This is a genomic window from Deltaproteobacteria bacterium IMCC39524 (assembly GCA_029667085.1).
In the GTDB taxonomy this organism is placed as follows: domain Bacteria; phylum Desulfobacterota; class Desulfuromonadia; order Desulfuromonadales; family BM103; genus M0040.
In genome coordinates, this window is the sequence record JARUHJ010000005.1 from 62,868 (window position 1) to 85,233 (window position 22,366).

The 22,366-nt window shown below is 51.2% G+C and carries 18 protein-coding genes; 5 read left to right on the forward strand and 13 right to left on the reverse strand.

The genetic code is table 11. The features are described 5' to 3' along the window. Positions 1 to 273 precede the first annotated feature (273 nt). The 3 genes from P9J64_12995 to P9J64_13005 form a co-directional block, all read right to left on the reverse strand. Positions 274 to 561, reverse strand: a complete 288-nt coding sequence (locus P9J64_12995; protein MDG5469238.1) for a PilZ domain-containing protein — start codon at positions 559 to 561, stop codon at positions 274 to 276. A gap of 247 nt (positions 562 to 808) precedes the next feature. Beyond that, positions 809 to 1,018: a hypothetical protein gene (locus P9J64_13000; GenBank protein MDG5469239.1), complete on the reverse strand. Its 210-nt coding sequence runs from the start codon at positions 1,016 to 1,018 to the stop codon at positions 809 to 811. A gap of 420 nt (positions 1,019 to 1,438) precedes the next feature. Further along, positions 1,439 to 1,747 carry a hypothetical protein gene (locus P9J64_13005; GenBank protein ID MDG5469240.1) on the reverse strand — a complete coding sequence of 103 codons (309 nt, stop codon included), beginning with the start codon at positions 1,745 to 1,747 and terminating at the stop codon, positions 1,439 to 1,441. Positions 1,748 to 2,392: 645 nt separating this feature from the next. On the opposite strand from P9J64_13005, the gene P9J64_13010 reads away from it, so the two are divergent. After that, positions 2,393 to 2,830, forward strand: a complete 438-nt coding sequence (locus tag P9J64_13010) for a BLUF domain-containing protein (protein MDG5469241.1) — start codon at positions 2,393 to 2,395, stop codon at positions 2,828 to 2,830. 706 nt (positions 2,831 to 3,536) lie between these two features. Here the strand turns inward: P9J64_13010 and aroC are convergent. Next, the gene (aroC, locus tag P9J64_13015) at positions 3,537 to 4,619 is read right to left on the reverse strand and encodes a chorismate synthase (GenBank protein ID MDG5469242.1); all 1,083 of its coding nucleotides are present in this window, start codon (positions 4,617 to 4,619) and stop codon (positions 3,537 to 3,539) included. A gap of 166 nt (positions 4,620 to 4,785) precedes the next feature. Between aroC and P9J64_13020 the strand changes: the two genes are divergently transcribed. Continuing rightward, positions 4,786 to 5,526, forward strand: a complete 741-nt coding sequence (locus P9J64_13020; protein ID MDG5469243.1) for a methylenetetrahydrofolate reductase — start codon at positions 4,786 to 4,788, stop codon at positions 5,524 to 5,526. Positions 5,527 to 5,571: 45 nt separating this feature from the next. Here the strand turns inward: P9J64_13020 and P9J64_13025 are convergent, their stop codons facing one another. From P9J64_13025 to P9J64_13045, 5 genes are all read right to left on the reverse strand, one after another. Continuing rightward, positions 5,572 to 5,730: a rubredoxin gene (locus P9J64_13025; protein MDG5469244.1), complete on the reverse strand. Its 159-nt coding sequence runs from the start codon at positions 5,728 to 5,730 to the stop codon at positions 5,572 to 5,574. Between the two features lie 210 nt (positions 5,731 to 5,940). Next, on the reverse strand, positions 5,941 to 8,391 hold the full coding sequence (locus tag P9J64_13030) for a dihydropteroate synthase (GenBank protein ID MDG5469245.1): 2,451 nt from the start codon (positions 8,389 to 8,391) through the stop codon (positions 5,941 to 5,943). Next, positions 8,388 to 9,311: a homocysteine S-methyltransferase family protein gene (locus tag P9J64_13035; GenBank protein MDG5469246.1), complete on the reverse strand. Its 924-nt coding sequence runs from the start codon at positions 9,309 to 9,311 to the stop codon at positions 8,388 to 8,390. The genes P9J64_13030 and P9J64_13035 overlap by 4 nt, the downstream gene beginning before the upstream one ends. A gap of 147 nt (positions 9,312 to 9,458) precedes the next feature. Next, entirely contained in the window at positions 9,459 to 9,662 is a 204-nt protein-coding gene (locus P9J64_13040) for a hypothetical protein (GenBank protein ID MDG5469247.1), read from the reverse strand. A 193-nt stretch (positions 9,663 to 9,855) separates the two neighbouring features. Continuing rightward, positions 9,856 to 10,059 (reverse strand): hypothetical protein, encoded by a 204-nt coding sequence (locus tag P9J64_13045; GenBank protein ID MDG5469248.1) that lies wholly within the window; start codon positions 10,057 to 10,059, stop codon positions 9,856 to 9,858. Positions 10,060 to 10,402: 343 nt separating this feature from the next. Between P9J64_13045 and P9J64_13050 the strand changes: the two genes are divergently transcribed. Continuing rightward, on the forward strand, positions 10,403 to 11,587 hold the full coding sequence (locus P9J64_13050; protein MDG5469249.1) for an alanine--glyoxylate aminotransferase family protein: 1,185 nt from the start codon (positions 10,403 to 10,405) through the stop codon (positions 11,585 to 11,587). A gap of 656 nt (positions 11,588 to 12,243) precedes the next feature. Here P9J64_13050 and P9J64_13055 read toward each other — a convergent pair. Next, positions 12,244 to 13,872 carry an ABC-F family ATP-binding cassette domain-containing protein gene (locus P9J64_13055; GenBank protein ID MDG5469250.1) on the reverse strand — a complete coding sequence of 543 codons (1,629 nt, stop codon included), beginning with the start codon at positions 13,870 to 13,872 and terminating at the stop codon, positions 12,244 to 12,246. 490 nt (positions 13,873 to 14,362) lie between these two features. Between P9J64_13055 and P9J64_13060 the strand changes: the two genes are divergently transcribed. Together P9J64_13060 and aceA are read left to right on the forward strand one after the other, a co-directional pair. Next, positions 14,363 to 16,282, forward strand: a complete 1,920-nt coding sequence (locus tag P9J64_13060; protein MDG5469251.1) for a malate synthase — start codon at positions 14,363 to 14,365, stop codon at positions 16,280 to 16,282. Next, positions 16,279 to 18,534 carry an isocitrate lyase ICL2 gene (gene aceA / locus P9J64_13065; protein MDG5469252.1) on the forward strand — a complete coding sequence of 752 codons (2,256 nt, stop codon included), beginning with the start codon at positions 16,279 to 16,281 and terminating at the stop codon, positions 18,532 to 18,534. Before P9J64_13060 ends, aceA begins: the two co-directional genes overlap by 4 nt. 123 nt (positions 18,535 to 18,657) lie before the next feature. Here aceA and P9J64_13070 read toward each other — a convergent pair whose 3' ends face one another. From P9J64_13070 to P9J64_13080, 3 genes are all read right to left on the reverse strand, one after another. Next, positions 18,658 to 19,245 carry a hypothetical protein gene (locus P9J64_13070; GenBank protein MDG5469253.1) on the reverse strand — a complete coding sequence of 196 codons (588 nt, stop codon included), beginning with the start codon at positions 19,243 to 19,245 and terminating at the stop codon, positions 18,658 to 18,660. Between the two features lie 328 nt (positions 19,246 to 19,573). Further along, on the reverse strand, positions 19,574 to 19,765 hold the full coding sequence (locus tag P9J64_13075) for a hypothetical protein (GenBank protein MDG5469254.1): 192 nt from the start codon (positions 19,763 to 19,765) through the stop codon (positions 19,574 to 19,576). 208 nt (positions 19,766 to 19,973) lie between these two features. Next, positions 19,974 to 22,289 carry an FAD-dependent oxidoreductase gene (locus P9J64_13080; GenBank protein MDG5469255.1) on the reverse strand — a complete coding sequence of 772 codons (2,316 nt, stop codon included), beginning with the start codon at positions 22,287 to 22,289 and terminating at the stop codon, positions 19,974 to 19,976. Positions 22,290 to 22,366: the final 77 nt, after the last annotated feature.

The window sequence follows — 22,366 nt, forward strand, 5'->3', positions numbered from 1 at the left end:
CACCGAACCAGCCAAAGACAAAATAGATGTGTTTTTTTTGCTTCGTTGAGGAGACAGCCAGGGACTGCGAACAGAAGGACAGAAACGGGAGTAAAGTAACAGCACTGTAGACCAGAAAAGGGTATTGAAGATATTTTTAAAGCTTGCGCCCCAACGCCAGCGGGCCAAGTTCATAATGTCATTGCCCATATCAAGAAGTTCAACAAGAAGAGCAAGGAAGAGGACTACAAGCCATGGTGCAAGAGACCCAAGGGACTTATGATGATGCTCTTACTAATTGATAAACTTAAGGTCCTTTATCTTTGCAGCAATCCCGTATTTCCTGTTATGCGGTTCAACACGCACAACCTCCCCCAGACAACTCAACCGGATTGGCGCTCCCGGTAAGGTGTAATCGAAAGACAGTGAAAATTGCAGTATCTTCCCCTTAGCAAAGAGACCCTCAGACAAGAAATAAATACCTGCCCGGCTGACATCGCGAGTGACCAACTCCTCCTGACCGATGTGAAGTGGAATTTCAACATGGACGCGCTCTGCAACCCTTTTTTCATCAGGACCCATAGTCTTCACCTCATGGTGAGTTATGACAGATAAAAATGCAGACCTTGAAACTTGTCTATTTAATAAGTGTAAGGACCAGACGACTTACATATGGATTTGCTTCATTCCTATTGAAAAACCCAATTGGCCGCTTTAAACAAGACGACTATTTACGACGCGACAACAAGACTCTCTTTATCTCTACAATATGCAGAGAGGGGTCTCTCCACAAGTCAAAGATGTTACCTGACCAACAGGCTCTAATCCTTCAACTCCAACGCCTTTCTTTTCCGCGGAGTTGACCGTGGTCCATGCCACGGATAGAATCACTGCCGACGACGACCCAACCCTCTTTACGTTTAAACTCAATGGTTTTATGGGTCTCAATCAGGGTATTGAGCAACGGTGAAGGGATCTTGTCAACGTGGCCGTCAGCATACCGAACCGGAATCAACTTTCTGAGCCTGAAAACTCCCATATATTGCCTCCCGTTAACTTGCTCACGCCAGTTTACATGGAAACATATGCGATGAATTTTACAATCGACAGCTCAAGAAATCATTCTTTTGCCCCCAATATTGTCAAGCTTTAGTTTGCTTGAGCCTACCCCTTCAGGAGCAAAAAACCTGCTTCAAAAAAATACGGATGGGTTTCATTAATTCGTGTGAGGACAAAGCTCTCTTGTGTTAGTTCCAGACGGTTCAAAGAGAGAGAAAGTCTATCGGCTTGCTTTTGGAGGGGCAGTCTAAAAAGCCTTAGGTCATCTGAATACGAGTTGCGAAGGGATTAAGACTAAATGACTGCAGTAGCGATAAGGCTTTTCTGTCAGTCGTGACTTATGAGAAACAAGAAGGGCCCGACCATACCTGGGGAGCCCTGTTTTTTTTCAAGGTTAAACCTACATTTCTCTGTTTCTTGATCTGGTCACTGAATGAAAAACTACAATTTGTGAGAGAACTAAAGCACTAGCAAGTGCGGTTATAAAAATCGTGACATGATCTTCAAAAAAGTGACTGTATAATATCACAAAACCAAAGCAAAACATTGCAAGACACAGAGGATAAGATCCTCTCAGTATTTGGCTATCTATTTTATATTTTCTTTTGTAATAAAACTTTTCACCACTAAAAAGGCCAAGGAGTGTTCCGTAAATAAAACTTACTGAAACTGTCACAAAGCATACAATTTTTCCCAAAACTTCAATCATTTTATCCAACCCTTACAAAAGCATTACACAGAGCCATGAGTTTCAGCTTACCTGAAAAATAGAAAATGGCTACTCGAAGTAGAGCCAGATGGTCATCATTTTGTCGCCTTAAATGTCTCTCAAAAACACGCCCGCTTTCGGCTCAGAAGTCGTGAAATTTGTGAATAACGTAAAGTAGTCGCTGATTTTGATTCTCCTCACTTCGAAAATAGTTACAAGGAGCGCCCTTCCCAGGGGCGCTCTTCATTTTTGCCCGTTGGTTCCATTCCGGGCCGGAGTTTCCTTCAAAGTGACAATTTGAGTGTTCAGGAATGTGCCGTTGGTAAGTTTCGTTGAGGGGTGTTGATTCCGAGGCAGGGCCTTTAAGGAGCGTCAGCTTCTGAGCTGTTAATGGAGGGGACAGCTTCACCTGAATTTAAACCCTTGCCCTTGCTTTTCCAATTGGGGGTGTTTAAATAACCTCAAGAGTGTCTATGAGGTTTTTACTCTACAATATTCTTTATGCCATTGCACCATGGCTGCACAAACAGAAAGTTATTCTCGTAAGAATCTCAAATGTATCAGGCACTTACTTCGCAACACGGAACCGGATCGAGTCGGTCTGGCTGAGGTTGATTCGTTAATACCTACCCTAAGGAGAAACAAATGCTTAAGCGGATTAATTATATAAGCAGTTTTGTACAGGATATGTCTGACGACGAAATTGAGGAACTGGCAAGGCAGGCAGCAAAGAAAAATGCGGAAAATGACATAACCGGGGTCTTGATGGCAAAAGGAGGGGTGTTTTTTCAGATCATAGAAGGCCCGGAAGAGAATATTGACAGGCTTTTTACAACTATTCTGAAGGACCCCCGTCATGAAAAGATAATCACTCTTGGAATCCAAATCGGAGACTTACAAAGGTTATTTCTGGGCTGGAACATGAAGGCAATTAATCTGGATACGACCTTATCAGAGAGACTTCAGCCGGTGAGAGCGATTATAGATGCAGTTCACGCACAGTCGGCAATTATTGAGACCCTGACCGAGGCTCTGGCAGCATCAGCCTGGGCGGAACTTCTGGATCTCACGACTAAGGAGTAGAGTGCAGGGTGTCGCTGGGTTGAACCCAGGCCTCCCGACCAGTGCTCACAAGGAGCGGCCTTCCCGACACCGCTCCTTGTCTTGTAGATCCTCTTGTCTTGAATCAACGGGTTAAATTGCCACGAAGTGATTTTTTTGCGAACCCTGACATATAGAAAAACGCCCCAGAGTTTCCTGGGGCGTTTTATGTTTACTTTCTTTCTGCAAGAGTTCCCGTCGAGGGAACCTTTGATGGATCACGAGACCTCAGCAATCCAAATATTTCTGTTTTTCAGTTTGATGTGGTTTTCCCTAAGCGGTCAGGCGGATCAGAGACTGGCATAAAATCTTCCTCCTTTTCCTTTGAGACCTCTTTTCCTATTGAGGTACATCCACTATAGCACAAAAGCACATCTGAGGTTCAACAGGAAAGGCCACCAAGGATCAAACCCTGGTGGCCATTGTTTTGTGTATTAAAGAGCTTGAGCCAGGCTGGGAAAAGTGGCCACCAATCTGAGAGGCTCAAGGAGTTGCCCATTGGGAGGGATTTTAAAACGCCACTCAAGGGGCTAAGATAAATTTGGGCCGTGACTAAAAAGTGACTACAATTTAGATTGGAAACCTTTTTGAAATCTCACATTATTTGGCTCAGCCCGGCAAACTGCCTAAAAAAACAACCTTTTTTCACAAACAACAAAAACAATTTTGGTTTGAGTGAACGCCAGTGCTACGCGGTTCTCATTTTTTGCCTCATACCTAGGTCCAGAAGAACCAGGGCCGCCATCGATTCGACAATCGGCACGGCACGTGGCACAACGCAGGGGTCATGTCGACCCTTGGCTTCCAATGTTACCGGATTGCCATCAAAATCAACTGTTTGCTGGGACACTCCGATCGTTGCGACCGGTTTGAAAGCCACCCGAAAAAGCACTGGCTCACCGCTGGAGATTCCGCCCAACATACCACCGGCGTTATTGGTTACGGTGCCTAAGCGATTTCCCTTCTTTACAAAAGGATCGTTGTGCTGCGAGCCGCGCAGGCAAGTGCCGGCAAAACCGGAACCGACCTCAAAACCTTTGGTGGCAGGAAGCGACAGCATGGCGTGAGCGAGCATAGCATCCAGTTTGTCAAAGACCGGCTCTCCCCAGCCAGCGGGAACGTTGCGACAGACACAGCTGACCACGCCGCCGATCGAATCCTTGGCATCACGAATCTCCCGCACCTTGTTTTCCATTCGTTCGGCGGCAGGGGTATCGGGACAACGGATTAGGTTGCGATCGACCTGCTCGCGGTTAATCGTTAAAGGATCGACCTCACCGGCTTGCTCCTCTCCCACGGCGCTAACCCAGGCGACGATCTCTATGCCATATTCTTCACGTAAGATCTTTTCGGCAATCGCTCCGGAGGCGACACGGCCAATCGTCTCGCGGGCACTTGAACGGCCACCCCCGCTACTGGCGCGGGTGCCATACTTGGCCTGGTAGGTAAAGTCTGCATGGGAAGGGCGAGGCACAGCATCCATTTCACCATAATCGCCAGGACGCTGATCCTTATTACGCACCAGCAAACCGATCGAGGTTCCGAGTGTTTGGCCATTTTCCACCCCGGAAAGAATGGTCACCTGGTCAGCTTCTTCCCTGGGTGTGGTGAGATCACTCTGCCCGGGACGCCGACGATCAAGTTGCGGCTGAATATCAGCTTCACACAGCTCAAGACTAGCAGGGCAGCCATCAACGATCGCGCCGACGCCGACGCCGTGAGACTCACCAAAAGTACTAACACGAAACAAAGTACCGAAAGAACTGGACATCATTGATCTCCCAAAAGAATTTTCGTAATATTTTTACTGTGGAAACTATTATAAACAATTCGACGCTTCAGGGAAGCCTGTAAGCTTTTATTGTGTAATTTAACAAAGCATGTTTACAATAATACTCGTATTTCATATCTAACTAATATTTAAAGAGGACAGCCCTTTGCAAAAAATATCCATAGAACTGGTACCGCGTGATCACGAAACGTTAAAGCAGGAAATGCAGTTGGTGCAGAATAATTTCCCGAACATCGATATCATCAACATTCCTGATCTGCTGAAATTCCCCTTAAGAAGCTGGGATGCCTGCATCCAGGCCAAAGAGTTTTTTGCGCACACCATCCCTCACCTGCGTGCCATCGATTTCGACTTAAGCAAACCGTTTCCCCTGGTGGAGAAATTCAGGGCAAATGGCATCGACAGTGTTCTCGTAATTGCCGGAGACCAACCGCAGGACATGTCGCGCCGGGTCTTTCGAACCACGTCCGTCGAATTGATCCGTGCGCTCAAAGCACAGATGCCCGAGCTGAAAGTCTATGCTGGCATCGACCCCTACCGGTCAGGAATCAAGACCGAACTTGATTATGTAAAACGCAAGCTCGACGCCGGAGCCGAGGGCTTTTTCACTCAACCCTTCTTCGACTTGCGCTTGATGGAAATCTACCACGACCTGCTATCTGGAGTAGAAACCTATTGGGGAATCAGCCCGGTCATGAGCGTGCGCAGCAAGGATTACTGGGACAACCTCAACAACGCCATCTTCCCACCTGACTTTGAGCCGACGCAGGAGTGGAACCGCAACTTTGCTAAGCGAGCATTGGCCTTCTGCAAGAGCACCGACTCAAGCATCTACTTCATGCCGATCCGGGTTGATCTGGTTAAGTATCTGGAAGGGCTTATTTAAAGCTTTATCTGCCTTCTATTATGCTTTTGACTTTAACCTTTTCAATCAATCAAGCGGATCAAAGCTATCCATCGTCGCATAACACAAAGGACAGACCCAGTTCTCCGGCAGGTCGGCAAAAGCCGTTCCCGGCGGGATGTCGTTCATCGGATCGCCCTGGTCGGGATCGTAGGTGTAACCACAGTTTGCGCAGATGTAACGCATGTCATCCTCCTTTAACAAAACCCATATCAAGTTATAATTCGAAACAACCCTCTAAAGAGTTAAGCTTCTAAGTTTTAAAAGCTTTTACCACAGAGGCCCAGAGGACTCAGGGCAAACCCAACCCCCCTGAAGGTTTTCTCCGTGTACTCGGTGTCTCGAGTGAGCAAAGCGAGCGGTGGTAAAAAGCTTTCAGCTCAAAAGATCCAAGCCCTAAACCGCAAAATACTTCGCCTGCGGATGGTGAGCAATAATCGCCGAGGTACTGACCTCGGGGACCATCTCCATCGTCTCGGTCAAGGTAACACCGATCTTCTCCGGTTCGAGAATCTTGAACAACATCTCGTGTGCGTCAAGATCTGGGCAGGCTGGATAACCGAAGCCGTAGCGCGAGCCCTGGTAGCCTTGAGTCACGTAGCCGGTCATATCGTCTGGCTTTGCCTTGTTGATGCCGAGTTCGCGGCGCATCTCTTCATGCCAGTATTCCGCCAGGGCGTCGGTCACCTCGACGCTAAAGCCATGCAACATGAGGTAATCGTGATAGGCATCAGCCTCAAACAAACGCTTGGTCTCTTCCGCGATCCGATCACCGATGGTGACCACGAAGAATGCGGCCACATCACCTCCCTCTTCGCGGGTGCGGTAATAATCAGCAATACAGAGATGCGGCGGCGACTGCTGGCGCGGGAACTCGAACGCCATGACATCCTCACCGGTTTCCACGAGAACCTTATCACCTTCACTGTAGCAACGGAAGTAGCCATAAGCAGCCTTCGGGTGCAACAAGCCTTCTTCCAGGCAGCGCGCTTTGAGACTTTCGTAGAGTGGAACGACTTTACTTCGCGTCAACTCAGCGTACTCTTCGGCACTGGAACTGGAGGTGCGCCGGTACCCCCAGCGACCCCGGAAGAGAGCCTGTTCGTTGACATAAGGAAAGAGCTTGGCCGGGTCGATGTCGACGACGTGACGTAAGCCATAAAAAGGTGGTTCCGGCACCGGCTGACTTCGATCTATATTGACGTCTTTCACACCCGGTTTCATGCGCGGCTTGCCATTCTTCGGCGCAGCGACGGTAGCCGTTAACTGACCGGCCTCGAAATCCTTCAAAGCTTTAAGACCAGCAAAAGCATCGGAGCAGTAAACCACCGGTGCATCGTAACTCGGCACACAGGAGGTGGCCACAAAATCACTGGTCAGTGCTGCGCCACCGAGCAGGATCGGCACGTCAAGGCCTGCCTCTCGATATTGCGGCAAACTCTCCTGCATGACGATCGCCGACTTCACCAGCAAGCCGCTCAGACCGATCATATCAACGTTCAGTTCACGGGCTTTGGCGATAATCGTTTCCGCCGGGACCTTGATGCCAATATTGAAAACCTTGTAACCGTTATTGGAGAGAAGGATATCAACCAGGTTCTTGCCGATATCGTGGACATCACCCTGCACCGTAGCCAATAGGATCTTGATCCCCTCTTCCTGGTCAAGCTTCTCCATGTGCGGTTCCAGCCAGGCGACGCTCTTCTTCATCGCCTCGGCCGACTGCAGCACGAAGGGCAGTAGCAGCTCGCCCTTGCCGAACAGCTCGCCGACGTAGCGCATGGCCGGAACCAGGATCAGGTTGACGATTTCAAGTGGCGGATAACGATCGAGCAGGACGGAGAGGATGTCCTCGATACCGTCCTTGTCTCCCCGCACGATCTTCTGGTGCAAGGCCTCTTCAGGGCGTTGATCATCTGAATCCTCCTCATCGTCACCCTCAACCCGCTCCGAGAAATGCTCGATGAAGCGCATCAGCGGCGACACCTCTTCACCCTGACCACGGTTGTAAATCAAGTCACGACAGAAGACGCGATCTTCTTCGCTGACCTGCGCCAAGGGCAGGATTTTTCCGGCATCGATGATCGCGGCATCGAGTCCCTGTTCTATCGCCTCGTGCATGAAAACCGAATTGAGGATTTTGCGTGCTGCCGGCGGTAGGCCGAAAGAGATGTTGCTCAAACCGAGTAGCGTATAGACCCCCGGCAGCTCTTGTTTGATCTGCCGGATGCCGTTCAGAGTCTGGATCGCTGCGTCTAGCAGGTTCTCGTCGCCGGCCCCGATGGTAAAGGTGAGCGGATCAAAGAGAATATCTTGAGGCCTTAAACCGTGCTTGCCAACAGCCCGTTCGTAAATCTGCCTGGCTGTCGAGACCTTTTCATCGGCCGTCATCGCCATGCCCTGCTCGTTGATGGTCAAAGCAACAACTGCAGCGCCGTACTTCTTCGCCAGTCGGCAAACCTTATCAAGAGTCTTGCCGCCATCTTCGAGGTTGATCGAATTGACAATACAGCGCCCCGGATAGATTTTCAGGCAGGCTTCAATGCAATCGGAGTTGGTCGAATCGATCATGATCGGGATCTTCAAGGACTCTGCGTGCAGCTTGACTAGGTGGGTCAGATCGGCAAGTTCATCGCGGCCGACATAAGCAGCGCAGACATCAAGAACCTGAGCGCCCTTGGCTTCCTGGTCCAGACCGATGCGCAGGCAGCCATCGAAATCATCGGCCAGCAGGCATTCGCGGAACTTCTTTGAGCCGTTCGGGTTGGAGCGTTCACCGATCAGTAGCGGCGGGATCTCCTGGGCTATTTCAATGGCCTGGTAGAGGCTCGAGATTGAAGGTTTCATACCGTCACCTCCCGCTTCGCCGGTGACAATCCGGAACAGGCTGCAGCAAGCTGGCGGATATGATCAGGAGTGGTACCGCAACAACCACCGACAATACTGACCCCATCTTTCTCAATGAACTGTCTCATGTGATGGACAAAATCTTCAGGCTGCATCGGGTAGTGGGTTTTGCCATCGACGACTTCCGGCAACCCCTGGTTAGGCATACAGGAGATCCTCTGCGGCCAGTTATGGCTTAAGTAACGGATGTGCGAGGCCATGTCACTCGGTCCGGTGGCACAATTAAGGCCGAGGGAGAAGATCGGGAAAGGCTCCAAGGTCGCACAGATCGCCGCAATATCACTGCCAACCAGCATGGTCCCCTGCCGTTCCATCGTCACCGAAACCAGCACCGGAAGCTCGCGACCAAGCTCTTCAAGCACTTCAAAGCAAGCCACCAGGGCGACCTTAACCTGCAGCAGATCCTGACAGGTTTCAATGGCCAACGCATCAACCCCGGCTTCCACCAGGGCTCTGATCTGTTCGCCGAGTGTTGCCCCTAAGTCCTCGACAGAGATATGGCTCAGAGACGGCAACTTGGTGGTCGGCCCAACAGAACCAACGACGTAGCAGCCAGTTCGCTCACCGATCGCTATGCGGGCATTGGCAACCGCAGCACGGTTGATCTCGACGGTTCTGTCTGCCAGGTCATACTCAGCCAGAACAATGGAGCTTGCGCCGAATGTGTTGGTTTCAATCACCCTCGCCCCGACATCCAGAAACGATTCATGCAATGCAACGATCGTTTCCGGTGAGGTAATGTTCAACAGTTCGTTACAACCTTCACATCCCTGCCATGCGGTATCCGGTATCGTCATTTCCTGAAGGTTGGTGCCGCAGGCACCGTCGAACAAGAGGATTTTTTCGTCAACAAAACTCATAAGATCAATTCCTTTTGCTTAAGCACTCAGAAATATTAGCCTTTTCCATGAGATTTACAACTTCTGAAAAAGTCAAAAACAAGGCAAAAGCTTAAATAAACAAAGGCGAACCTTACGGCTCGCCTTTGTTTTTTGTTTGGAGCAAGCTTAGTGCCGCTCTTTACGAGCGTTATCGGCCGCGCAGGAAATACAGACCCCGGCCGTTTCATAAAGGCCATTCTTTGGGTTAAGGAGAGACGCCGGGCGCAAATGCAGGGAGCAGGTCACCCGATAGCAGAGGTCACAGGACTTGCTCTCGCTCTCGTCAGACTTATAATCACAGATGTGACAAATCCAGGGGGATCTTTCCATATCGTCGCTGAAGCCTAAGCTTTCCCTCGAGTTAAGTTTTTAATATTGAAGCTGTCTAGCATTATGCATTTGCCTGAAGACAAAGGCAAGAGACTGAGACGCAAAAAAGGCTTAGTCATTAATGACTAAGCCTTTGATTATTGTTCCACATTGAGGGTCTCAATTGTTATCTGAAAAGCTGCCTCAGCAGTTGTCACTCAGCCAAGCCAACGGCAACGTTGCTTGATGTTTTCGATGCATCTATCATTTTTCCCGCTTGCAGGGAAACCCAACCGAGCAGCACCAACATAACAGTGACAGGCAAGATGTTCCACAAAAGGTGATGAAGGATTTTATCTATGGCCTGAGCATAGCGATCGGGACTTATGGGATGAAACTTATATCTGTTGAGGTTCATGACCTTGTCTCCCGTCAGTAAATTGGGTTTAAATTACCATGATCCTGAACAGTTAGGCTGCATAAGAAGTGCCAATGAAATGATTTTTCGGCAGAGAAATCCGTAAACCATTGAAAACAAAACAGAAAATGTCATAATTAACTTACAGGCTCCTCATTAAAACATCCCCTTCAAACCATACAAACTGTTGAAATTTAACAACAATTAGTGAAAAAGTGGGGATTTTAACAACAGTGTGCGAAACATGACTCATCTCTTGACCCACAGGGGAGAACAGGTATGATTCTTCATAGCTTTGCCCGTTTCCAAAAACTCACATTCTCTTTTTGCAAAGGATCGTTCAATGTTAATTCATTCTTTCAACCCACCTGTTCGGACTCTAATGGGCCCGGGCCCTTCCGATGTTCCTCCGCGGGTTCTTGAGGCCCTTTCCCGACCGACGATCGGTCATCTTGATCCGGCCTTTGTCACCATGATGGATGAAGTTAAAGAGCTTCTTCAGTACGCCTTTCAAACAGACAACGCCCTGACCATGCCTGTCTCGGCGCCCGGGTCTGCGGGCATGGAGACCTGTTTTGCCAACCTGGTGGAGCCGGGCGACAAGGTCGTTGTCTGTCAGAACGGGGTCTTTGGCGGTCGCATGAAGGAGAATGTCGAGCGCTGTGGTGGCGTAGCAGTGATGGTAGAAGACCCCTGGGGAGAAGCGATCAATGCGGACAAGCTGGAAGAAACTTTAAAAGTCCATAAAGATGCCAGGATCGTTGCCATGGTCCACGCCGAGACGTCAACCGGCGCACAGTCCGATGTAGAAAAACTGGTCAAGCTGGCCCACGCCCACGATTGCCTGACCATCGTGGACGCCGTCACCTCCCTCGGCGGTACGCCTGTTAAGGTGGACGAATGGAAGATCGATGCGATCTATTCCGGGTCACAGAAATGCCTCTCCTGTACCCCCGGCCTGTCTCCGGTCAGCTTCAATGAGCGCGCTCTTGAAAAAGTACGCAATCGCAAGAGTAAGGTGCAGAGCTGGTTTCTCGATCTGAACCTGGTGATGGGCTATTGGGGAGAAGGTGCCAAACGAGCCTATCACCACACAGCGCCGATCAACGCTCTGTATTCTTTACACGAAGCACTCTTGATTTTAAGAGAGGAAGGACTCGACGGGGCCTGGGATCGCCATTACAAGAACCACCTCGCACTCAGAGCAGGGCTGGAGGCAATGGGGCTGTTGTTCGTCGTCAACAAAGCGGACCGCCTGCCGCAATTGAATGCAGTCAGCATCCCAGACGGGGTTGACGACGCCAAGGTACGTAGCAGACTGCTCAAGGAGTACAACCTAGAGATAGGAGCTGGCCTGGGTGCACTGGCCGGCAAGGTGTGGCGAATCGGCCTGATGGGTCATTCCAGCCGGGCCGAAAATATCCTGCTCTGCATTGGCGCACTGGAATCAGTGCTCGGAGACATGGGCGCCAATATCATTCGTGGGGTGGCTTTACCTGCGATGCAAAAGGCGTTGGGAAAAAGATAACTTTATTTTTGGCTGAGTTCGTTGTTTTTTGTGTTTTGTAGCAGCGATGTATAACTTTTTGAGCTTTCTATTTCTTGAGAGCAACAGATTATTGATCTGTTGCTCTTTTTTGTCGAACGTTGACATTTAAAAGACAAAAACAAAACCGTCGGGGTTGCCCGACAGCAACGTCATTTTTTTTAGCGAAAAAGAAAACGAAGCAAAAGAAATTTTGGCGCTGCGCTGTGCATTTTTTACTCGATTCATTCTGGTGGTAAATATTATCGGAATAAATCTTTGGCAGTCTACACATCCCCCGTTAGCCCCGAGGCCCTTTAGAACCTCTATGGCTCTGGTTCATGTTACTCAAAGGTGTGTTTTTGTCTTTTGCTGCAAAAGAACACGATCTGGAAGGCCCTCGACTAGGGCCGGATTCTTTATTTGTGCCGCATCTTAAAGGCGATGAAATCAGGCAAAGGAGTTGCCCTCCGCAAGGAGCAAGGCCTTTTTTGCATCCTTTTTGTGGCCGCCTAGACAAAAAGGATGGCGTCTGGCGGCACGCGAGCCGCCGGTTATGCTTTGATCTTAAAAGTAAAGAGCAACAGATTAACAATCTGTTGCTCTTCGAATGCCATATCGTTCTATAGCTACAACATACTGACAATACCTGAACTTTATCAGTAATTTTCATGCCCGCTTTTTTGCAGGTAATACTCATAATTCCCTTCGTAAGGAATCATCTCGCCGTGATCAATTTCAAAGACCCGATTCACCAGTGAACGCAGGAAATGGCGGTCGTGGCTGACCAGGATGACCGTGCCGGCAAAGTTCTTCAAAGCTTCTAGAAGAACCTCGCGTGATTGGATATCCAAGTGGTTGGTCGGCTCATCGAGGACCAGGAAGTTGATCGGCCTGGCCAGCAACATTGCCAGGACCAGTCGACTTTTCTCGCCACCTGAGAGGCGGTCAATACGCTTATCGACATCATCACCCTGGAACAGGAAGGCCGCACAGAGATTGCGGATCACACCGATGGAAGCCATCGGCATCGCATTCTGCACGGTCTCGAACACACTTTTCTTAGGATCAAGCAGCTCCATCGAGTGCTGGCTGAAATAACCGAGGTTGACGTTAGCACCTATTGTCATCGTGCCGGAGGTTGGTTCGGTTTGACCCGCCAGGCATTTGAGAAAAGTCGACTTACCAGCACCATTGACCCCAACCACGGCAACCTTCTCACCACGTCGTATCAAGCCGGACACGCCACCAAAGACCGATTTATCTGCACCGTCTTCCACTGGCCAGATTTTCGCCAATTGCACGACCTTGGCCACATCATCACCAGAGCGCGGCGGCTCGGGGAATTCGAACTTAATCACTTTCTGTTCGGCCGGGATTTCAATCCGCTCAATCTTTTCGAGCTTCTTGACCCGCGACTGTACCTGGGCGGCGTGTGATGCCCGGGCAGCAAAGCGCGCGATAAAATCTTCCTCTTTGGCGAGCATCTCCTGCTGACGACGGTGACTGGCCAGAAGCTGCTCACGGCGCACCTCACGCTCTCGGAGGTAAAAGTCATAATTGCCGCCGTAGGTGGTGATAGTGCCGTTACCGACCTCGACGATGCGAGTCACCAGGCGATTCATGAACTCGCGATCATGGCTGGTCATGACCACGGCACCGGTGAACTCGGTCGACAACCAGCTTTCCAGCCAGACGATCGATTCGACATCGAGATGGTTGGTCGGCTCATCCAGAAGCAGTACGTCGGGATTGATGGTCAGAATCTTCGCCAGGGCAATGCGCATCTTCCAACCGCCACTAAAACTCTCCACCGGCCGCTGATAATCTTCCGGACCGATACCGAGACCTGATAAGACCGCCTGTGCGCGATTCTCCAGATCGTAGCCGCCGCGATGTTCAAATTCTTCCTGGGCGTCTCCGTACTTTTCCAGCAGCGTCGCGAGCGCGTCATCCTCCATCGGCTCACACATGGCCGCTTCCATCGCCTTAATCTCGTCACCAAGTTGCATGGTCCGTGCAGACGCCGCCATCACCTCTGCCAACGCCGAGCGTCCTGACATCTCACCAACCTCCTGGGAGAAGTAACCGATGACTGTCTTCTTGTTACAGCTGATCTCCCCTCCATCCAGGTTTTCCTCACCAGTGATCAGGCGAAAGATCGTCGACTTGCCCGCTCCGTTCGGCCCCACCAGTCCGCTTCGACTTCCTGCGGTAATTTGAAAACTGGCATCTTTAAAGAGGATATGGGTGCCGTGCTGGCGGGTAATATTGGTCAGATGAATCATGTCTTCCTCACAAAGCCGGGGAGCGACCACTTGGCTGCTCCCCGGGAAATCATTTTTAATAGACTGTGCCGACAATTTCTACAACACACCATAATCTTTGTCACGCCCAAAGTGCTCTGTTTTAACAGATGGTGGTCAAAGACTGGCTGGTGGTTGGGGCTCGGGAGGGCCCTGCCGCTTTATGCCTTTCCGCTCATGAGGCTCCAGCCCCCTGCTTAAGCGTTTCGCATTTAATTGATTTTTTGTAGAACAACCTTCTCCATCACTTTCATCTTCAAAAAATTACGCTATCCTGAAAGGCAGTAATTCAAGACATATCAGTCAAGAAAATCTCGACTTTGACGACACACATCAGAAAAAAGTTTCATATTCAAAAAAAATCTATTGACCTGAAAGGTAAAAATCTATTAACTGACCAAAATGGTCATATATTAACTCTAACCGCTAATTATTCGGTGAAACCTTTTTCACCGCGCTGGAGGGAACACAGATGAGCACGACAGTAACGACTCGAGAAGGCGTGAATCTGCAAATCCGGGACGACCTCGCCGAGCAGTATTCAGCCGTTTACACACCCGAAGCACTCCCAGCAATCTCCTTTATGTCTCAGCACAATGCAGAACGCAACCGGCTGATGTCTGAGCGCACGCAAAGACGCGCCGCACGCATCAAGGCCAAAGAACCGATCACCTTCCTCGACCCTGAGGTAGAAATAAAAGGCACCGGCATAAAAGTACAGGACGCCCGCGACGGCAAGTTTGTCGGCGCCGTCATCCCTCACGACCTGCAACGCCAGTGGCTGCAAGGAACCGGTCCGGCAGCCAAGCCCAATTCTCCAATCAAAGCAAATCTGCGTAACGTGGCTTACGCACTGCTTTCCGGAGCAGACGGCTGGATGTTCGACGGCGAAGACGCCCTCGGTCAGATCACCACAATGTCCCTGGACAACCAGGTCAGCCTCAAGCTCGCCATCGCCCGTGACCCGCTCTTTCTTGAAGTTGCCCAAGAGGTCTCCAAGGAGATGAATGCCTGGGCACAGGATTTCTTCGGTCGCGACATTATCAGCGACTGGCAAGCCCAGCTTGACTTCACCACCAAGATTTTCCGTGCCCGCGGTCTGCACCTTGATGATCGCCATATTCGGGTCAACGGCGAATCGCTTTCTGCTTCGATCGTCGACATGACTCTCTATGTCGTCAATAATCATAAAGCACTGCTCGATGCGGGTTCCTCTATTGTTCTCTACCTGCCAAAGATCCAGACCGCAGAAGAAGCCGGCTTCTGGAACAAGCTGCTGAGCGCTCTCGAAGGGCATTTGGCCCTCGAGGAAGGCACCATAAAAGTCTACGTACTGGTAGAACAGCTTGAGCAAACCTTCCAGTTGATGGAAATCCGTGCTGCTCTTGACCGTCATTTTGTCGGCTTCAACACCGGCCGCTGGGACTACATCAACAGCGTCTCCGATGCCAACTGCTGGGATCCGGAATTCATCAATCCCAACATTGAGTCGATCGTCATGACCTACGGCTACATGCGCAATTACGAAGATCGCGTGCGCCGCGCTGTCAACACCCCGGACGCCAATGGCAACTACGCCCTCTGGCAGGGCGGTATGGAGCCGAACATCCCGGTGGGATCAAAAGAAGGTGTCGCCAACAGCATGAAAAAAGCACGCGCCGGTGCCGTTCGTGAACAACAGGAAGGGGCCAGCGGCAAGTGGATCGCCCACTGGAAGATGGCCCACATCATCCGCCCGGTCTGGGAAGAGGTCGGTGAAGCTAATCAGAGCGGTCGCGAGTTCCCTCGTTTGACCTACACCGCCGAGGACGCCGCGGGGCTGACCCTGCTTGAGCCCGCACCACGCACAGTGCGCGGTGCCCGCAACCTGCTGAGCGTAGCCCTGCAGTACGGCAACGCCTTCGGCCAGGGCCTTCAGGCCGCGGCCTTGAAACCGGCCGACTACTTCGGCAACGATGACATTCTCTATCTGATGGAAGACATGGCCACCGGAGAGATCCGCTTGAGCATACTCTGGGAATGGATTCACAAGGGTGCCGCCCTTACCGAGGACGATGCAGAGACCGGTTTGAAAACTGGCGACGTCTTCACTCTTGAGATTTTTGAGCGCCTGCTCGAAGAGGAATACGCCAAGCTGCTTGCAGCAGACAATCGTGACGTCTACGACAATTCCAAGACGACTACTTTGCCGATTGCACGAGCAATCGTCGAGGCTTACGTCAACGACGCGATCAAGGCGCCCTGGTACATCGACCTGCTCAATATCAACCTCAACAACCATGATCTGGCTATCGCCAAAGAACGCATCAATAAATACCTACAAGCCTTCAAAAACGAAGGCGTGCGTATCACCGAAAATCTGGACACTTTACCCGCCGGGAGGGCAGCATGAGTACATTCACCGAAGAGGTTAAAATTACCCGTGACTGGTTCGCCAGCCCACGCTTTGAAGGCGTTTTAAGACTTTACACCGCCGACCAGGTTGTCGAGCAGCGTGGCACCATTCCGGTTGACTACACCATCGCCAGAGATGCCGCAGAGGCATTTCACAGTCGTTTGCGCGAGCTGTTCTCTGAAGGCAAGTCGATCACGACTTTTGGCCCCTACTCTCCAAGCCAGGCCGTCGCCATCAAGCGCGTTGGTATCGAGGGGATCTATCTGGGTGGCTGGGCCACCTCATCCAAAGGTTCAAGCAACGAAGACCCCGGTCCAGACCTGGCCAGCTATCCTTTAAGCCAGGTCCCGGACGAAGCCGCACCTCTGGTGAGGGCGTTATTGGCCGCTGACCGCAACCAGTACTTCCTGCGTCTGCGCATGAGTGAAGAAGAACGTTCCCAAATTCCAGAAATCGACTACCGGCCATTCATCATCGCCGATGCTGACACAGGCCATGGTGGCGATGCCCACGTGCGGAACCTGGTCCGTCGCTTTGTTGAAGTGGGTGTGGCCGGCTATCATATTGAAGACCAGAAACCTGGTGTCAAGAAATGCGGACATCAGGCTGGCAAGGTCCTGGTACCGGTGGATGAGCAGGTCAAGCGTCTTAACGCTGCTCGTCTGCAACTCGACATCATGAAGGTGCCGGGCATCATCGTGGCTCGTACCGATGCAGAAGCCGCCACCTTCCTCGACGGCCGCGGCGATGAACGTGACCACCAATTTATTCTCGGGGCCACCAACACCAATATCCCCAACTACAAAACCTCCTTCTTGGCAATCATGCGCCAGTTCAGCAGTAAAGGGATCGCCGAGATCAACGGCCATCTGATGTACCGCATCTCGGAAGCCGCCTATGCCGTGGCCGACAAGTGGCTCGACAAAACCGGCTTGTCCGCTGAAATCGACGAGGCAATCAAGAATCTGCCCAGCCACAATACTGCCGACATTAACGCAGCACTTGACCACGCCGCCACGCGTCTTCTTGAGTTCTGGCAGATGGAAGCCAGCCTGAAAACCTACGGTGAAGCCGTTGCCGATGTCATGGCCTTTCACCTCGACGAGGGCTCGGAATTACCGATGAGCGTAGAGGAGTGGCATGCTTACGTAGAGAATTCTTCCTTCGTCGAAGCACGGGAGAAAGCACGCTCTATGGGTTTCAATATCATCTGGAACTGCGATATTGCACGCACTCCCGAGGGCTATTATCAAGTCAGGGGCGGTATCCCTTATGCCATCGCCAAATCCCTCGCTGTGTCACCCTTTGCAGACATCATCTGGATGGAGACCAAAACAGCAGACCTGCACGACGCGAAGATTTTCGCAGACGCCATTCATGCGGTCTATCCCGACAAAATGCTCGCTTACAACCTGTCCCCGTCTTTTAATTGGGACACGACCGGCATGAGCGAAGAGGAAATGCGCCGGTTCCCGGCTGAACTGGGCAAGCTGGGTTTTGTCTTTAACTTCATCACTTACGGCGGCCATCAAGTGGACGGACTGGCCGGCGAAGAATTCGCCACTGCCCTCAAGGAAGACGGCATGCTCGCCCTGGCCCGCCTGCAGCGCAAGCTGAGACTGATCGATTCGCCTTTCAAGACCCCGCAGAGCTACGTCGGCGGCCCGCGATCCGATGCTGGCCTGATGGCCGCTTCCGGCGGTACCGCCACCACCAAGGCGATGGGGAAAGGGTCCACCCAATTCCAGCACCTGGTAGAAACCGAAGTTCCACCAAAGCGCCTCGCCGACTGGCTCAAGCTCTGGACCGACCACTACAATCTGGATGTGAAGTTGAGGGTTGTCCTCAAGCCTCATGTCTCGGGTTCGGAACTTTTGGAACTCACTCTCATCGATGAGAAAAACACCAAGATGGCCAACATCATCTTTGCCACCTTGCAGGATCGTCGTGACCGCAACATGCTGTCGATCCGCGACCAGAACACCTTCAGCGAGGACTTCCGCCAGAAACGCCTGATGACCTTGATCTCGCTTTTCCTGATTCACCGTTACAAGGTCGACACGGTTCACTACGTCACACCGACCGAAGACAATCAGCGGCAGGCAAAAGGGATGCTCGGACTAGGTCTTTACGAGGACATCCAGACCGAAGTTGGTCAGATCATCGTGGCACGGGTCAATGCCGAGCGTGTTAAGACACTAGTAACACCCGATAGTGAGGAGTTACGGAAGTTGATCGCAAAGAGCTAAGCCTCTTTCATTTCAAACATAAAGAAAACGCCGCCGGACAGATTATCGTCCGGCGGCGTTTTTGACTCTTAACTTTGAGAATCCTACTTCCAAGGGCAATCAATCTCTGGATTCAAAGCTAAGTCAGAACTTGAACTTTAAACCCAGGGCAAGGGCATTAGAACTACCATCCTCAGCGACGACACCAAAAGCGTTTGAGCGATGGTGTATGCGAGTAATAAAAGCAACATTGGGATGAGAGGGCAAGACGAACTCCAGCTCCACCAGCAGATAAACCTGCAAGCGTTCGGAATCACCGCTTCTTTCCACTTCTATTTCGGGAACATTGGTTGCGTAAGAGGGACCTGCTCCAAAAGCAAAGCTGGTATCCAGGGACCTGTCCCACCAAAAAGCCTCCCAACGCGCAGTCAGCAACGCATTAAATTCCCAGTGATCCTGCTGCTCAAAATGCTTGACGACTTGCCCTTCGACCTCGAAACTGGCCAGCTCGTCATAGGTGCCAATGCGTCTCGCCAGAGCAAGGGTGACCAGATAGGAGTCTTCAAAATCAAGGCCCCAGAAACTGTCGGAAAAATCATCAATACTGTTATCGGTCATCTGACCGCCGTAGATACTCAAGGCATATAACGGCTTATTTTCAAGAGTCTGGATTTCAGCCGCACATGGAAGGGCATACAGAAGCAGCAAAAAGATGACAAGGATACTTTTCATCACGTAATAGCCTCCCCAAAAGGGCTATATCGTTCTTATACTGTAACCATAGCAAACGAGAGCAAGGCGACAAGGGGAACAAGGAACAAAACAAACGAATTCTCATGGTTGGAGACTTTCGAAAAATTAAGCAAGATGCGGTCATTTATACAAGGGTGGCCGGCCAGATCAAAGAAGAGGAGTGTGGATATTAAAGACAAGTGAGATGTGAGAAGTGAGGTATCGAAATCAATAGTGCAATAAAGTCTGTTTGGTCTCAAACATAAAGAAAACGGCTCCCAAGTATTAAAGGAGCCGTCAATAAAATGAACCATATCCAGACAGTGACTCAGGCAGCAAGCCTACGTTCATCTCCAGAGTAATCTTTTCTCTGTGTCCTGCGTACAGGGTCAACGCCAAGCACAACAGGCCCGCTGGTTCTGTAAAAGCTGATAATCTCTTCTGTTTCTATTAAACGGTCCAGCATTTGCGGTTTGACGTAATCGTAATTACCCTTATTCCTTAATATTCTTACCAGCATTGGTCTTCTCCCTTGATTTAGGATCAGCAACCAGTGCACCAAAAGTCTACCAAGACATCGGGCACATTCACATACATTTTAACGAAGATTGCTTTCATCAGCAATAGAACCAAATGTGCAAGGAACTATATCTAAAGATAGACGAGCGAAGGCCACCCAAGTGGGGTGGCCTTCGCTTGTGGTTCTTTTTGAAGGAGGAGGAATCTCCCTAAACCGTGATCTCCATCGCCCAGACACCGCAGGGGCAGATGCCCGAGCAGACACTGCAGCCGATACAGACGTCATCGTCGGAGACGTACTCGAAGGTCCCATCCTCATTCTCGACACGGCTGATCGCGCCTTCCGGGCAAGCTTCGAGACACATGGTGCAATCGCGGCAAGTACCGCAGGAGAGGCAACGCAACGTCTCGTCCTTGGCGTCTGTGACGCAGAATTTACCTCGGTTGCGCGGCTTGAACAGTTCCTTGGAGAGGCAGCTCTGATTGATCATTTCAGGTTTGACAATGGGCTCGATCTCTTTGCCAGCCAGGTAATCATCAATCAGGAGAGCCGCTTCCTGGCCACCGCCGATAGCATGAGTGAGCAGACCAGGCTGAACCGTATCGCCGATGGAGAAAACGCCTTTGGCTTTAACCACCTGGTTGCAGGCATCAACATCCATCATGCCGCGATCGGTCAGCCACTCGCGTGGCACGTAAGAAAGGTCAGGACGCTCACCGATTGCGATGATCACCTCGTCAGCCTCAATCATTTCGCCATCTTTGGTCAACAGTCCTTCTGCAGTGACTTTCTCAGTGAAGACCGGCCAGCGGATTTCACCACCGAGAGCCTTAACGCTGTCGATCTCGTGCTTGTAAGCTGCAGGGCGCTGGATATCTATGCACAGAACTTTTTCTGCACCCATGGCGTAAGCACCAAGACAAACGTCCATACCCGCGTTACCGGCACCGATGACAATGACACGTTTACCAACCTTGGGCTTTTTGCCAGCATTGACTGCCTTGAGAAAATCAAGACCCTTTGTCATCAGTTCGTGTCCCGGGAAAGGGATCACGACGGGATTATGGGCACCTGAGGCGATCACGACAGCATCGCTTTCTTTCTCGATGTTGGCGAAAAGAGCCGCATCGACCTTGGTCTTATTCTTGACCGTAATCCCAACATCCTTGATGCGCTGAATCTCTGATTCGAGTGAATCTGCCGGCAGACGATCCGTCGGAATAACTTGACGCAGCTTGCCGCCGACCTCTTCATCAGCTTCATAAACGGTCACACCATGACCGAGCAGGCGCAGTTGCCATGCCGCCGCTAAACCGCCAGGGCCACCGCCAATAACTGCAACCTGTTTTCCTGTTTCAGCCTTCAGCTCGGGAGCTGCGACATTGCGCGACAAACGACCAAGCTCTTTCATGGCGACAGGTTTATCGATGTAACGACGACTACAAGCATCCATACAGAGGTTCGGGCAAACTTCACCACAAACACTGGCCGGGAACGGCGAGTATTTTAGCACCAGCTCGAGGGCTTCCTCGAACTTCCCCTGGCGCAACAGGTTAATGCGGTCCTGGGTCGGGATATTCGACGGACAGGCCACCTGGCAAGGCGCACCGAAACGTTTATCCTGCCAATGCGGAATCTTGATGCGGTCGGCACCGGCATTAACCAAACCGGCGACGTGAGCGTAATCATCCTTGACGACATCTGCGAAGATACCGCCATCGCCGACCCATTTCTGGGTGCGGAATTCGCGCAAGGTTGTCCGCGAGCGGATATTACGTTCTTCGTAAGTCTTGGCAACAATCTTCTGCCACTCGGAAAAGTCGGTCAGCTCTTTTTCCAGCTGAGGACGACCAATCTTGCCCAAGAAGACAGGCATGTTTTCTTTCAGGAAAGCCTGATCGCCGTCATCCAGGGAGAGCACCCAGACATCATCCGAGAGACCATCAACCGGTCCACGAACATAAATGGTACCACCGACCATACCCATGCAGGAGCGATCGCCGAGAATCGAGGGGAGCTCTTCACGACCATAACCGCAGACCACACCAATACCACCGCCCATGAACTCGAAAGAAAAGGAGCCGGTATTCTTGAGGATCCAGAACTCCGGAACGTCATAGGCCGGATCGTGCTTCATCAGCGAACCGGAACGAGTACCGACGCGACCTGCAACATAGATCTTGCCACTCGCTGCGCAGTGGGCCGTGGTGTCACCGCCATCACCAAGGATAGTCAATTCGGCGCCGGCGTTCAGCCAACCGGCGTCGGCAGGGGCCGAACCTTCGACCACGATTTCCGTTCCTTCGAGGCCGAAAGAGCCAACCCGCTGACCCGGGTTTTTGACCCGGAACTTGAGCGGCCGACCATCTTCCGTCCACAGAGGACCACCAATATTGTGATGTCCTGAAGAGGTTACCTCAAATTCCGTCTCACCCTGCTCCAGCGAGCGATAGATCTGCTGCAGAAGCGCTTGGGTGGAGATGCGGCGTTGTTTCGCGTCATAGCCTGAAATTTTTGCTGCCATATTTAAAACCTCTAAGAAGGTTCGGGACTGGGGTTTGGGGCTAGGGCCTAGATTTAACCAGCCCCCAGACCCCATCC

Coding starts and splice junctions, on each gene's coding strand:
- P9J64_13050 (MDG5469249.1), top strand. CDS start 10,403: ATGTTAATTCATTCTTTCAACCCACCTGTTCGGACTCTAATGGGCCCG.
- aroC (MDG5469242.1), bottom strand. CDS start 4,619: ATGTCCAGTTCTTTCGGTACTTTGTTTCGTGTTAGTACTTTTGGTGAG.
- P9J64_13010 (MDG5469241.1), top strand. CDS start 2,393: ATGCTTAAGCGGATTAATTATATAAGCAGTTTTGTACAGGATATGTCT.
- P9J64_13005 (MDG5469240.1), bottom strand. CDS start 1,747: ATGATTGAAGTTTTGGGAAAAATTGTATGCTTTGTGACAGTTTCAGTA.
- P9J64_13025 (MDG5469244.1), bottom strand. CDS start 5,730: ATGCGTTACATCTGCGCAAACTGTGGTTACACCTACGATCCCGACCAG.
- P9J64_13045 (MDG5469248.1), bottom strand. CDS start 10,059: ATGAACCTCAACAGATATAAGTTTCATCCCATAAGTCCCGATCGCTAT.
- P9J64_13060 (MDG5469251.1), top strand. CDS start 14,363: ATGAGCACGACAGTAACGACTCGAGAAGGCGTGAATCTGCAAATCCGG.
- P9J64_13075 (MDG5469254.1), bottom strand. CDS start 19,765: ATGCTGGTAAGAATATTAAGGAATAAGGGTAATTACGATTACGTCAAA.
- P9J64_13070 (MDG5469253.1), bottom strand. CDS start 19,245: ATGAAAAGTATCCTTGTCATCTTTTTGCTGCTTCTGTATGCCCTTCCA.
- P9J64_13035 (MDG5469246.1), bottom strand. CDS start 9,311: ATGAGTTTTGTTGACGAAAAAATCCTCTTGTTCGACGGTGCCTGCGGC.
- P9J64_12995 (MDG5469238.1), bottom strand. CDS start 561: ATGGGTCCTGATGAAAAAAGGGTTGCAGAGCGCGTCCATGTTGAAATT.
- P9J64_13080 (MDG5469255.1), bottom strand. CDS start 22,289: ATGGCAGCAAAAATTTCAGGCTATGACGCGAAACAACGCCGCATCTCC.
- P9J64_13055 (MDG5469250.1), bottom strand. CDS start 13,872: ATGATTCATCTGACCAATATTACCCGCCAGCACGGCACCCATATCCTC.
- aceA (MDG5469252.1), top strand. CDS start 16,279: ATGAGTACATTCACCGAAGAGGTTAAAATTACCCGTGACTGGTTCGCC.
- P9J64_13000 (MDG5469239.1), bottom strand. CDS start 1,018: ATGGGAGTTTTCAGGCTCAGAAAGTTGATTCCGGTTCGGTATGCTGAC.
- P9J64_13030 (MDG5469245.1), bottom strand. CDS start 8,391: ATGAAACCTTCAATCTCGAGCCTCTACCAGGCCATTGAAATAGCCCAG.
- P9J64_13040 (MDG5469247.1), bottom strand. CDS start 9,662: ATGGAAAGATCCCCCTGGATTTGTCACATCTGTGATTATAAGTCTGAC.